The sequence below is a fragment of the Bradyrhizobium sp. USDA 4461 genome, assembly GCF_054055655.1.
Map to the genome: position 1 here is coordinate 6,537,583 of NZ_JBSRXM010000001.1, position 12,336 is coordinate 6,549,918.

Genomic DNA, 12,336 nt, shown 5'->3' on the forward strand with positions numbered 1-12,336 from the left:
GGCTTTCTAGCCTTTCCTCATGGTCCACAGCGCATTGTCATGATCGAGAAAAACTACCAGCCCGCCGATATCGAGCACCGCATGGCCCGGATCTGGGAGGACAGCGGGGCGTTCAAAGCCGGCCGGCCCGAGCGCAAGGATGCTGCGCCTTTCACCATCGTGATCCCGCCGCCGAACGTGACCGGCTCGCTGCATATGGGCCACGCGCTCAACAACACGCTGCAGGACATCCTGTGCCGGTTCGAGCGGATGCGCGGCCGCGACGTGCTGTGGCAGCCCGGCACCGACCATGCCGGCATCGCGACCCAGATGGTGGTCGAGCGTCAACTGATGGAACGGCAGGAGCCGGGACGGCGCGACATGGGCCGCGCCAAATTCCTCGAGCGGGTCTGGCAGTGGAAGGCCGAGAGCGGCGGCACCATCGTCAATCAGCTGAAGCGCCTCGGCGCCTCCTGCGACTGGTCGCGCGAACGCTTCACCATGGACGAGGGCCTGTCGCGCGCCGTCGTCAAGGTGTTCGTCGAGCTGCACCGGCAGGGTCTGATCTACAAGGACAAGCGCCTGGTCAACTGGGACCCGAAGCTGCTCACCGCGATCTCCGATCTCGAAGTGCAGCAGGTCGAGGTCAAGGGCCATCTCTGGTACCTGCGCTACCCGATCGAGGGCCGGACTTTCAGCCCCGAGGATCCGAAGTCGTTCATCGTGGTCGCGACGACGCGGCCCGAGACGATGCTGGGCGACACCGCGGTCGCCGTGCATCCGGACGACGAGCGTTACACCGATCTGGTCGGCAAGCACGTTATCCTGCCCTTGGTCGGCCGCAAGATTCCGATCGTCGCCGATGACTATTCCGATCCGGAGAAGGGCTCGGGCGCGGTCAAGGTGACGCCTGCGCACGACTTCAACGACTTCGAGATCGGCAAGCGCCACGGCCTGCCGCAGATCAGCGTGCTCGACCAGGAAGGCTGCCTCAACCTCACCGGCAACGAGGACTATCTGCGCGGCCTGCCGATGGGCGCGGACGAATTCGCCGCCGAGTTTGACAAGATCGAGCGCTTCGCCGCGCGCAAGAAGATTGTGGCACGGCTGGAGGAGTTCGGCTTCCTCGAGCGAATCGAGCCCAACACCCACATGGTGCCGCATGGCGACCGCTCCGGCGTGGTGATCGAGCCCTATCTGACCGACCAGTGGTATGTCGACGCCCACACGCTGGCGCAGCCGGCAATGGCGGCGGTGCGCTCGGGCGAGACGACATTCGTGCCGAAGAACTGGGAAAAGACCTATTTCGAGTGGATGGAGAACATCCAGCCCTGGTGCATTTCGCGCCAGCTGTGGTGGGGCCATCAGATCCCGGCCTGGTATGGGCCGGACGGCAAGGTGTTCGTCGCCGAGACCGAGGAAGAGGCGGTCGGCAACGCGCTCGGCTATTACGTCGAGCAGGAAGTCATCACGCCGGAGCAGGGCCACGAGATGGCCACCGATCCCGCCAAGCGCGAGGGCTTCATCACGCGTGACGAGGACGTGCTCGACACCTGGTTCTCGTCGGCGCTGTGGCCGTTCTCGACACTGGGCTGGCCGGACGATACGCCGGAGGTCGCGCGCTACTACCCGACCAACACGCTGGTGACGGGCTTCGACATCATCTTCTTCTGGGTCGCCCGCATGATGATGATGGGCCTGCATTTCATGAAGCAGGCGCCGTTCTCGACCGTCTACATCCACCGCCTCGTCCGCGACGAGAAGGGTGCCAAGATGTCGAAGTCGAAGGGCAACGTCATCGACCCGCTCGGCGTGATCGACGAATACGGCGCCGACGCGCTGCGCTTCGCGCTGACCCGCGAGGCGGCGCAGGGCCATGACATCCGCCTGTCGCCGCATCTGGTCGAGACCAACCGCAATTTCGCGACCAAGTTCTGGAACGCCTGCCGCTTCGCCGAGATGAACGAGTGCGTGAAGCCGGACGGTTTCGATCCCAGGGGCGCCAAGGAGACACTGAACCGGTGGATCGCGCACGAGACCTCGCGCGTCACCCGCGAGGTGACCGAGACGATCGAGGACCATCGCTTCAACGACGCCGCCGCGGCGATCTACCGTTTCGTCTGGAACGTGTTCTGCGACTGGTACCTGGAGCTCGCAAAGCCGGTGCTGATGGGCGAGGAGGGCGCGGCTAAGGCCGAAACCCGCGCCATGATCGCCTGGACGCGCGACGAGATCCTCAAGCTGTTGCATCCGTTCATGCCCTTCATCACCGAAGAGCTGTGGGCCGTGACGGCCAAGCGCGACGGCCTTTTGGTGCTGGCGGCCTGGCCGCGCAAGTCCGGCGTGACCGGCGAGCAACTCGCGGCGATCGCGACCGCCGGTCCAGTGGCCGATCCGATCATTCCGCCTGTCGTTGCCGCGCTCGACACCGACGAGTTCAGCGATCCCGCAGCCGAGGCCGAGATCGGCTGGGTGGTCGATCTCGTCACCGCGATGCGCTCGGTGAAGGCGGAAATGAACATCCCGCCGTCGACACTGACGCCGCTGGTGATCGTGACGACGTCGGATGAGACGCGCGACCGCGCCCGGCGCTGGAACGACACGATCAAGCGCCTCGCGCGGTTGTCGGACATCTCCTTCGCCGACGCCGCGCCGGAGGGCGCCATGCAGCTTCTGGTGCGCGGCGAAGTCGTCGCATTGCCGCTGAAGGGCGTGATCGATCTGGCGGCCGAACGGGCTCGGCTGGAGAAGGAGCTCGGTAAGGCCGATGCCGACATCAAGCGGGTCGACGCAAAGCTCTCCAACGAGAAGTTCGTCGCCAACGCGCCGGAAGAGCTGGTCGAGGAAGAGAAGGAAAAGCGCGCCGCAGCTCAGGAGCGCCGGACCAAGATCCTCGAGGCGATCGAGCGGCTGAAGAAGGCGTCATAGCCGCTCAAAATCGCTTGCTGAGGAATTTCGATCCCTTCAGCCCGTAGCGCCAGGGCAGTTCGACCGCCTTGGTGATGCCGATCCGGATGCCGGTGACGATCTCGGGCGTCTCCGTCCGCGCATGCAGCGCGATCGGCGGGCGATCGAGCGGCAATTCGCTGTGTGCGATGGTGATGCCGAGTGCCTCGCAGAGCTTGCCGGGACCGGAGCACAGCGCGCGCGCGTCCTCCAGCCCGCGCCGCCGTCGCATCGCGGCGAGCCCATGGGTCGGCTCCAGCGCGCGGATCAGCACGGCGCTGGCCGAGCCCGGCTCCTCGCAGACGAAATTGACGCACCAATGGATGCCGTAGGAGCGGTAGACGTAGGAGAAGCCCGGCGGGCCGAACATCACCTGGTTGCGCGGGGTCGGGCCGTTGTAGGAGTGCGCCGCCGGTTCGGTGTGATGGTAGGCCTCGACCTCGGTGATGATGCCGCCGACGCCGCCGACCAGGAAGGTCGCACCGATCAGGTCGGGCGCGACCTCGAGCACGTTGCGGTCGAAGAAGGAGCGCTTCAGCGCCTTGCCGAGGCGCGGCGCGGTCGCACGGGTGAGGCGGGGTTTTTGAGCCATTTTGAGGTAGGAATCGGCGTGGAACAGGCCGCAACACTGCCAATATATGGGCTGATCTGCTAGCGTCGCGGCGCGGGTTGCGAGCCGCATCAACACCGATTAGCTATGGTTTCTCGCGACTTGCAGGCACCTATGGTCACCATCGTCGATACCATCTCCACCACTCAGCTTCGCCCGCGGCACCCCGAAAAGGTGAACCGGCCGGATGCCGTGTCGCCGCCGAAGCCGGACTGGATCCGGGTTCGCGCGCCGAACACGCGCGGCTATGCGGATACCCGCAAGATCGTGAAGGAGAACGGCCTCGTCACGGTGTGCGAGGAGGCGGGCTGCCCCAATATCGGTGAGTGCTGGGACAAGAAGCACGCCACCTTCATGATCATGGGCGACACCTGCACCCGGGCCTGTGCGTTCTGCAACGTCAAGACCGGCATGCCCGGCGCGCTCGATGCCGATGAGCCCGAACACGTCGCCGAGGCGGTCTCCAAGCTGGGACTGGCGCATGTCGTGATCACCTCGGTCGATCGCGACGATCTCGCTGACGGCGGCGCAGAGCATTTTGCGCAAGTGATCCGCGCCATCCGCGCGCGCTGCCCGACCACCACGATCGAGATCCTGACGCCCGACTTCCTGCGCAAGGACGGCGCGCTCGAGCGCGTGGTCGCGGCCAAGCCCGACGTCTTCAACCACAATCTGGAAACCGTGCCGTCGCGCTATCTGACGGTCCGTCCCGGCGCCCGCTATTTTCATTCGATCCGCCTGCTGCAACGGGTCAAGGAGATCGACCCAACCATCTTCACCAAGTCGGGCATCATGGTCGGCCTCGGCGAGGAGCGCCACGAGGTGCTGCAGGTGATGGACGATCTGCGCTCGGCCGAGGTCGACTTCCTGACCATCGGCCAGTACCTGCAGCCGACCCGCAAGCATCACGCCGTGATGCGCTACGTGACGCCGGATGAGTTCGCCGGCTACGAGCGCGTCGCCTATACCAAGGGTTTTCTGATGGTGTCGGCGAGCCCGCTGACGCGCTCGTCGCATCATGCCGGCGAGGATTTTGCCAAACTGCAGGCGGCCCGCACGGCCCGCGGCCGCTAGATTTGTAAACGGCGGTGAGCCGGCGCCGTCACGCGCCGTTGCTTGATCGAGCCTTGATTGAGCCTTTGGACGGGACCAATGCAGCGTGTTCTGGTGATGGGATCGTCGGGATCCGGCAAGTCGACATTTGCGCGGCGGCTGTCCGTCATGACGGGCATCCCGACCGTGTCGATCGACGCGCTGTTCTGGAAACCGGGCTGGATCGAATCCGACAAGAACGAATTCGAGCAGCGCATGATCGCAGCCGCGCGCGAGCCGCGCTGGATCATGGACGGGAATTACACGCGATATGGCGCAGGTGAGCTGCGCCGCGAGCGCTCCGACACGATCATCTGGTTCGACCTGCCGCGATCGACCTGCATGCTGGGCATCGTCAGGCGCATTGCCGGCAGCTATGGCGAGGTACGCCCCGAGATGGCCGAAGGTTGCCCGGAGAAGATCGATCTGGAGTTCTTCCGCTATGTCTGGACCTATCGCCAGCAGCAGCGGCCGAAACTGCTCGAATATTTCAAGGAACTGCGCCCCGATCAAGCGCTGGTCTGCTTCACGGATCGGGCGCAGGCGGACCATTATCTGGAGAGCGTCGCACGCCGGCAAAACCGTGCGAGTATTCACTGATGCCAAAACTCTGATGCCAAGATTCTCAAGCAAGCGGCGGGTTCGCCACACCGCGTCTCAAATGTTCGATCTGGTCGCCGACGTCGAGCGCTATCCGGAATTCGTGCCGCTGTGCCAGGCGCTCAAGATTCGCCAGCGCACGCCGAAGGACGACGGCACCGAAATCGTGGTGGCCGACATGACGGTCTCCTTCAAGCTGGTCAAGGAGACCTTCACCAGCAAGGTGACGCTCGACCGGTCCAATCTGAAGATCCTGGTCGAATATCTGCGCGGCCCGTTCAGCAATCTGGAGAACCGCTGGAGCTTCGAGCCGAAGTCGGAGACCGAATGCGACGTCGGCTTCTTCCTGAATTATGAATTCAAGAGCCGGATGCTGGCGATGCTGATGGGCTCGATGTTCGACGCCGCATTCTCGCGTTTCGCCGCGGCGTTCGAGAAGCGCGCGGACCAGGTCTACGGCAAGCCGGCCTAGCGAAGCTGCTTGCCAAGGCTGCCTGTCTCCGCAGGGGCGCACTGCCAAAACAGCGAAAACAACCCCATGCAAAGGAGCCGGCCGCGTGCATTCGACCCGGCAACTCGACATGTCGGGCAAATCGGCGGTATTATTCTACTATACAGAAATTGCAGACCCGCTGACCCCGCGCGAGGGGACGTGGCGGTAGCCATGCGCGATTGCGCTGCCGTCATTGCGGCGCGATAGCGACGAAGCAATCCAGGTCTCCCCGCGTGGTGAGATGGATTGCTTCGCGCAGCCTGTCATCGGGCGCGCGTTCGCGCGACGCGTTGGCTCGCAATGACGGAAGGTTGCCGTTACGGGCAGGAACGGCGCACGCCGCCGGAGGCGATGTAGGTGCCGGACGCCGGATCGTAGGTGCGGAAACGCTGCGAGCAATAGGCGTCGTTGTTGGCCTTGGCCTGGCTCGCCGCGATGGCGCCGCCGATGATCGCACCGGCCGCAAGCCCGCCGATGATCGCAGCGCCGTTTCCACCACGGTCGCGATAATACCCGCCGCGGTAGCCGTAACCACCCCGATAGCCGTAACGCGGACCGCCGTGCCAGTGGCGATACTGCACGTGTTCGACGGAGGTCGGCTGGTCCTGCAAGCGGGCGGCGGGTGCGAGCGGGGCGGCGAATGAGGGGGCGACAGTCGACAGCGTCATGGCGCCGGCAGTAATTGCGGCCACGACCAAAGTTCCCAACTTCATCATTTTCTCCTTGTTGTGGGATTTTGCCGTTCGAAGAACGGTCGAAACGGCAGAGTTGGAACAACAGAAAGCGGCGAGCCGGCGTCCAGGTTCCACCTGAGACAGGCGGCACTGGGCCGCAGTTGACTGAAGGGTAGCGAGACGTGCGCCCTGGCGCGATTCGACTCTCGTCGGCCTATCCGCGTGGCGGCCGTCGCCGTTTCGCGGCGTGGCTGCGCGGCGAACGGGCCACCCGTGGCCGCAACCTGCTGGCGGCCTCGCGGCGCGGCTTGGCGGCTTGCGGCGGACGCGCAAGCTCCATCAGCATGCGCAGCGCTTCGACGACCGAGCGCTGCCGCACCGTGCTGCGGCCGATCGCGCCGAAGCGCTGCTCGCGATGCAGGATGCGGCCGTCGCGCGCGGCGACGGCGAAATGCACCAGGCCGACCGGCTTGCCCGGCGTCGCGCCGCCGGGGCCCGCAATCCCGGTGATCGAGACCGCAAGGTCGACGCCGGCCTTTTCCAGCGCGCCGATCGCCATCGCGGTCGCGGTTTCCTTGCTCACCGCACCGAAGGTCTCGAGCGTCGCGGCCTTGACGCCGAGCATCACCCGCTTGGCCTCGTTCGAATAGGTGACAAAGCCGCGGTCGATCACGTCGGAGGAGCCGGGGATGTCGGTGAGCGCGCCAGCAACCAGGCCGCCGGTGCAGGATTCGGCGGTCGCGATGGTCAGCTTGCGCATCCGGCACAGGTCGAGCAGCGAGCGGGAGAGGGCACGAGCGTCGCTGCCGCCCATGTCAGGCACTCCAGCTCTTGTCGTCCCAGGGAAGACGGATGGTCGCGCTCGCGGTCGCTGCGATGCCTTCCTCGCGGCCGGTGAATCCGAGCCGCTCGCTGGTGGTCGCCTTGACCGCCACGCGCGAGACGTGGACGCCGGAGATCTCCGCGATTTTCGCCCGCATGGTGTCACGCAGCGGACCGATCTTCGGCCGCTCGCAGATCATCGTCACTTCGAGATTGGCGATCCGTCCACCACGCGCGGTGACACGCTCGACGGCGTATTTCAGGAATTGGTCGGAGGAGGCGCCCTTCCACTTGGCGTCGCTCGGCGGGAAATGCGAGCCGATGTCGCCGTCGGCCAGCGCGCCGAGGATGGCGTCGACCAGCGCATGCAGCCCGACATCGCCGTCGGAATGAGCCAGGAAGCCGCGTGTATGCGGCACCCGCACGCCGCAGAGCATGACATGGTCGCCGTCGCCAAAGGCGTGCACGTCGTAGCCGGTGCCGGTCCTGATGTCGCCGAGCTGGCTTGCGAGCCGCGCTTCCTCGCGCACGAAGTCTTCGGGGGTGGTCAGTTTCATGTTGGCAGGATCACCTTCAAATGTCGCAACCGTCAATCCCGCCCATTCGGCAAGCGCCGCATCGTCGGTGAAATCGGAGCGCGCCTCGCGCGCGGCACGACGATGCGCTTCCAATATTACGTCGAAACGAAAAGCCTGCGGCGTCTGCGCGATCCGCAGCCGCGCGCGCTCCGGTGTCGCCTCGACGTCGCCGGCATCGCCGGTGAGCTTGATGGTATCGGTGACGGGAATCACCGGGATCGCGGCGCCGGTCCGGCCGGCGGCGGCAATCGCGCGCGAGATCACGGCCGACGTGACGAAGGGCCGCGCGGCGTCGTGGATCAGGACGATGTCGGGCTTGTCGGCGGCGAGCGCCTCGAGCCCGGCATGCACCGAGGCCTGCCTTGTCGCGCCGCCCGGCGTCGGCGGCCGATGGCGAAGGCCCGCGACCGCCTCATCGAACAGCGCGGCGTCGTCGGGATTGACCACCGGCTGCACCGCAAACACGTCCGGATGCGCGGAGAACGCCTCCATGGCGCGGTAGATCACCGTCTGGCCGCCGATCATCCGGTATTGCTTCGGCCCGCCTGCGCCGGCGCGCAGCCCACGGCCTGCGGCGACGAGGATGGCTGCGGTACGCTCAGGCTTCGGCATTTTGAACCAACGACAGACGAATCGGGGATGAGGGGGGCGGCTGATACCGCCGCGCACAGCCCTTAGCATGACCGCTGCGCAAAAACAGAGCGTTTGCGATGACTGTGGGAAAAGCAGATTTTGTTGCAGTGCACTTGCGTCAGTGGTAGGAATGTCTAAACCGTAGGCATGAGCCTTGACTGCACAAGAATTGTGCGCAGAATAGACCATGTCAGCTGCAATGGCGTTGCTGACAAAACGACGAGACGGCTGTGACCGGCGTGCAAAGTAGTCCTCGTAACCCATTGAAGATAGGCGATATTGCTATCGTCAACCGGGTTCTTCTCGCGCCCATGTCAGGGATCACGGACGCGCCCTTCCGGCGACTCGCGGCCACCCTGGGAGCTGGTCTGGTGGTCTCCGAGATGACGGCCAGTGATGATCTTGTGAACGGCAAGCCGATGTCGAAGCTGCGTTGCGAGGCCGCCGGGATCGGGCCGCATGTGGTTCAACTGGCCGGCTGCGAGACCCGCTGGATGGCGGAGGGCGCACGGATCGCCGAAGCCGCCGGCGCCGACATCATCGACATCAACATGGGTTGTCCGGCACGGCACGTGACCGGCGGCCAGTCCGGCTCGGCCCTGATGCGCGACCTCGACCACGCGGTGACGCTGATCGACGCGACGATTGCCGCGGTCAAGGTGCCGGTGACGCTGAAGATGCGGCTCGGCTGGGACGACCGCTCGCTCAACGCACCCGAACTGGCGCGCCGCGCCGAGGCGTCGGGCGTGCAGATGATCACCGTGCATGGCCGCACCCGCTGCCAGTTCTACAAGGGTGAGGCGAGCTGGACGGCGGTGCGCGCGGTCAAGGACGCGGTCACGATCCCGGTCGTGGTCAACGGCGACATCACCTCGTTCGACAAGGCTGTCGACGCGCTGGACATGTCGGGCGCCGACGCCGTGATGATCGGCCGCGGCGCGCAGGGCCAGCCCTGGCTGCCCGGCCAGATCGGACGGCGCCTGGAGACCGGGATCGCCGAGACCGCGCCGTCGCTCGCCGAGCAGCTCAAGCATGTTCGCGCGCTCTATGACGAGGTCTGCAGCCATTACGGCCTGCGCGTCGGCCTCAAGCATGCGCGCAAGCATCTCGGTTGGGCGCTGGAGATCGCGGCCGCCTATAGCTGCGCGCCGGCGGCGACCTTGAAGACCTGGCGACAGGCGATCCTGACTTCGGAAGAGCCGTCCAGCGTGCATCGCTCGCTCGAAGACGCCTACGACGATTTTGCCTGGAGTGCTGCCGCATGACGTCAGCCATGGAATTTCGCCGCCCCGTGCCGACCGACGGCGAGGCCATCCTCAACGCGCTGCCCAATCCGGTGCTGCTGGTCGCGCCCGATGGACGCATCGTCGATGCCAACATCGCGGCCGAATCCTTCTTTGAGATCTCGACCCAGTTCCTACGCCGGCAGTCGCTGAAGGAGCTGGTGCCGTTCGGCAGCCCGCTGCTGGCGCTGATCGAGCAGGTGCGGACCAGCGGCTCGCCGGTCAACGAATACAAGGTCGATCTCGGTACGCCGCGGATCGGCGGCGATCGCCAGGTCGACCTGCACGTCGCGCCGCTGACCGAGCGGCCCGGTCACATCGTGGTAATGCTGCAGGAGCGCACCATCGCCGACAAGATGGACCGCCAGCTCACTCATCGCAGCGCGGCGCGCTCGGTGATCGCGCTGGCCGCGATGCTCGCCCATGAGATCAAGAATCCGCTGTCGGGCATCCGCGGCGCCGCGCAGCTCCTGGAGCAGCAGGCGTCATCCGAGGACCGGCTGCTGACGCGGCTGATCTGCGACGAAGCCGACCGTATCGTCACGCTGGTCGACCGCATGGAGGTGTTCGGCGACGACCGCCCGGTGGCGCGCGGCCCGGTCAACATCCATTCCGTGCTCGATCATGTGAAGCGCCTGGCGCAATCGGGCTTTGCCCGCAACGTGCGCTTCATCGAGGACTACGATCCGTCGCTGCCGCCTGTGCTCGCCAACCAGGACCAGCTGATCCAGGTGTTCCTCAACCTGGTGAAGAACGCGGCCGAAGCCGTCGCCGATCTCGGCACCGATGCCGAGATCCAGCTCACCACGGCGTTCCGGCCGGGCGTGCGGCTGTCGGTGCCCGGCAAGAAATCGCGGGTCTCGCTGCCGCTCGAATTCTGCGTCAAGGACAACGGCTCGGGCGTGCCGGAAGACCTGCTGCCGAACCTGTTCGATCCCTTCGTCACGACAAAGCAGACCGGCAGCGGGCTCGGCCTCGCGCTGGTCGCCAAGATCGTCGGCGATCACGGCGGCATCATCGAATGCGAGTCGCAGCCGCGCAAAACCACTTTCCGCGTGCTGATGCCGATGTACAGCGCCGCCAAGCAACACGACCATAGCAACCGCGATGACGTTCCGGGTACGTCCTCGCCTGCCTCTCAGGACGCACGATGAGGAACAACAACAATGCCTGCAGGTAGCATACTTGTCGCTGACGACGACACTGCCATCCGGACCGTCCTGAACCAGGCGCTGTCGCGCGCCGGCTATGAGGTTCGCCTGACCGGCAACGCCGCCACGCTGTGGCGCTGGGTCAGCCAGGGCGAGGGCGACCTCGTCATCACCGACGTGGTAATGCCGGACGAGAACGCGTTCGATCTGCTGCCGCGGATCAAGAAGATGCGGCCCAATCTGCCTGTCATCGTGATGAGCGCGCAGAACACCTTCATGACCGCGATCCGCGCCTCCGAGCGCGGCGCCTATGAATATCTGCCGAAGCCGTTCGACCTGAAAGAGCTGATCACCATCGTCGGCCGCGCGCTGGCCGAACCGAAGGAGCGGGTCTCGAGCCCCGCCGACGACGGCGAGTTCGACTCGATCCCGCTGGTCGGCCGCTCGCCGGCGATGCAGGAAATCTATCGCGTGCTGGCGCGGCTGATGCAGACCGATCTCACCGTGATGATCTCGGGCGAGTCGGGCACCGGCAAGGAGCTGGTCGCCCGCGCGCTGCACGATTACGGCCGGCGCCGCAACGGCCCGTTCGTCGCGGTCAACATGGCGGCGATCCCGCGCGACCTCATTGAATCAGAGCTGTTCGGCCATGAGCGCGGCGCCTTCACCGGTGCCAACACCCGCGCCTCCGGCCGCTTCGAGCAGGCCGAGGGCGGCACGCTGTTCCTCGACGAGATCGGCGACATGCCGATGGAGGCGCAGACCCGGCTGCTGCGCGTGCTGCAGCAGGGCGAATACACCACCGTCGGCGGCCGCACCCCGATCAAGACCGACGTCCGCATCGTCGCGGCCTCCAACAAGGACCTGCGCATCCTGATCCAGCAGGGCCTGTTCCGCGAAGACCTGTTCTTCCGGCTCAACGTGGTGCCGCTGCGGCTGCCGCCCTTGCGCGAGCGCATCGAGGATCTGCCCGATTTGATCCGGCACTTCTTCTCGCTCGCCGAGAAGGACGGCCTGCCGCCGAAGAAGCTCGACGCCCAGGCCCTGGAGCGGCTCAAGCAGCACCGCTGGCCGGGCAACGTCCGCGAGCTGGAAAACCTCGCCCGGCGGCTGGCCGCGCTCTACCCGCAGGACGTCATCACGTCATCGGTCATCGACGGCGAGCTGGCGCCGCCGGCGGTCACCTCGGGCAGCACTGCAACCGTCGGCGTCGACAATCTCGGCGGCGCGGTCGAGGCCTATCTGTCCTCGCACTTCTCCGGCTTCCCGAACGGCGTGCCGCCCCCGGGCCTCTACCACCGCATCCTCAAGGAGATCGAGATCCCGCTGTTGACCGCCGCGCTGGCGGCGACCCGCGGCAACCAGATCCGGGCCGCCGACCTGCTCGGCCTGAACCGCAACACGCTGCGCAAGAAGATCCGCGACCTCGACATCCAGGTCTACCGCAGCGGCGGGTAGGCCCACGGGCGGGGCTT

Annotated in this window: 11 protein-coding genes; 7 read left to right on the forward strand and 4 right to left on the reverse strand. The window is 66.0% G+C overall.

The features are described 5' to 3' along the window. Nucleotides 1-39 precede the first annotated feature (39 nt). A complete protein-coding gene (locus tag ACVINW_RS30740) occupies nucleotides 40-2,907 on the forward strand; it encodes a valine--tRNA ligase (RefSeq protein ID WP_456754730.1) in 2,868 nt (955 codons plus the stop codon). Nucleotides 2,908-2,911: 4 nt separating this feature from the next. Here ACVINW_RS30740 and ACVINW_RS30745 read toward each other — a convergent pair whose 3' ends face one another. Then, complete coding sequence (locus ACVINW_RS30745) at nucleotides 2,912-3,517, reverse strand: DNA-3-methyladenine glycosylase (protein WP_456754731.1); 606 nt, start codon at nucleotides 3,515-3,517, stop codon at nucleotides 2,912-2,914. Between the two features lie 132 nt (nucleotides 3,518-3,649). Between ACVINW_RS30745 and lipA the strand changes: the two genes are divergently transcribed. The 3 genes from lipA to ACVINW_RS30760 all read left to right on the forward strand — a co-directional run bounded on the left by lipA (nucleotide 3,650) and on the right by ACVINW_RS30760 (nucleotide 5,699). Further along, a complete protein-coding gene (lipA, locus tag ACVINW_RS30750) occupies nucleotides 3,650-4,609 on the forward strand; it encodes a lipoyl synthase (protein ID WP_456754732.1) in 960 nt (319 codons plus the stop codon). Between the two features lie 78 nt (nucleotides 4,610-4,687). Continuing rightward, complete coding sequence (locus ACVINW_RS30755) at nucleotides 4,688-5,227, forward strand: DNA topology modulation protein (protein ID WP_456754733.1); 540 nt, start codon at nucleotides 4,688-4,690, stop codon at nucleotides 5,225-5,227. A gap of 13 nt (nucleotides 5,228-5,240) precedes the next feature. Continuing rightward, entirely contained in the window at nucleotides 5,241-5,699 is a 459-nt protein-coding gene (locus ACVINW_RS30760) for a type II toxin-antitoxin system RatA family toxin (protein ID WP_456754734.1), read from the forward strand. A gap of 338 nt (nucleotides 5,700-6,037) precedes the next feature. Here the strand turns inward: ACVINW_RS30760 and ACVINW_RS30765 are convergent, their stop codons facing one another. The 3 genes from ACVINW_RS30765 to ACVINW_RS30775 form a co-directional block, all read right to left on the reverse strand. Then, nucleotides 6,038-6,436 (reverse strand): BA14K family protein, encoded by a 399-nt coding sequence (locus tag ACVINW_RS30765; RefSeq protein ID WP_456754735.1) that lies wholly within the window; start codon nucleotides 6,434-6,436, stop codon nucleotides 6,038-6,040. Nucleotides 6,437-6,608: 172 nt separating this feature from the next. After that, nucleotides 6,609-7,208 carry a CinA family protein gene (locus ACVINW_RS30770; RefSeq protein ID WP_194454282.1) on the reverse strand — a complete coding sequence of 200 codons (600 nt, stop codon included), beginning with the start codon at nucleotides 7,206-7,208 and terminating at the stop codon, nucleotides 6,609-6,611. 1 nt (nucleotide 7,209) lies between these two features. Then, on the reverse strand, nucleotides 7,210-8,406 hold the full coding sequence (locus ACVINW_RS30775; RefSeq protein ID WP_456754736.1) for a bifunctional 2-C-methyl-D-erythritol 4-phosphate cytidylyltransferase/2-C-methyl-D-erythritol 2,4-cyclodiphosphate synthase: 1,197 nt from the start codon (nucleotides 8,404-8,406) through the stop codon (nucleotides 7,210-7,212). Nucleotides 8,407-8,690: 284 nt separating this feature from the next. On the opposite strand from ACVINW_RS30775, the gene dusB reads away from it, so the two are divergent. From dusB to ntrC, 3 genes are read left to right on the forward strand one after another with little or no spacing between them, the layout of a single operon-like run. Next, nucleotides 8,691-9,692, forward strand: coding sequence for a tRNA dihydrouridine synthase DusB (dusB, locus tag ACVINW_RS30780; protein WP_456754737.1), 1,002 nt, complete (start codon nucleotides 8,691-8,693; stop codon nucleotides 9,690-9,692). Beyond that, nucleotides 9,689-10,864: a two-component system sensor histidine kinase NtrB gene (locus ACVINW_RS30785; RefSeq protein ID WP_456754738.1), complete on the forward strand. Its 1,176-nt coding sequence runs from the start codon at nucleotides 9,689-9,691 to the stop codon at nucleotides 10,862-10,864. The genes dusB and ACVINW_RS30785 overlap by 4 nt, the downstream gene beginning before the upstream one ends. 12 nt (nucleotides 10,865-10,876) lie before the next feature. Continuing rightward, complete coding sequence (gene ntrC / locus ACVINW_RS30790) at nucleotides 10,877-12,319, forward strand: nitrogen regulation protein NR(I) (RefSeq protein ID WP_050419700.1); 1,443 nt, start codon at nucleotides 10,877-10,879, stop codon at nucleotides 12,317-12,319. Nucleotides 12,320-12,336 lie beyond the last annotated feature (17 nt).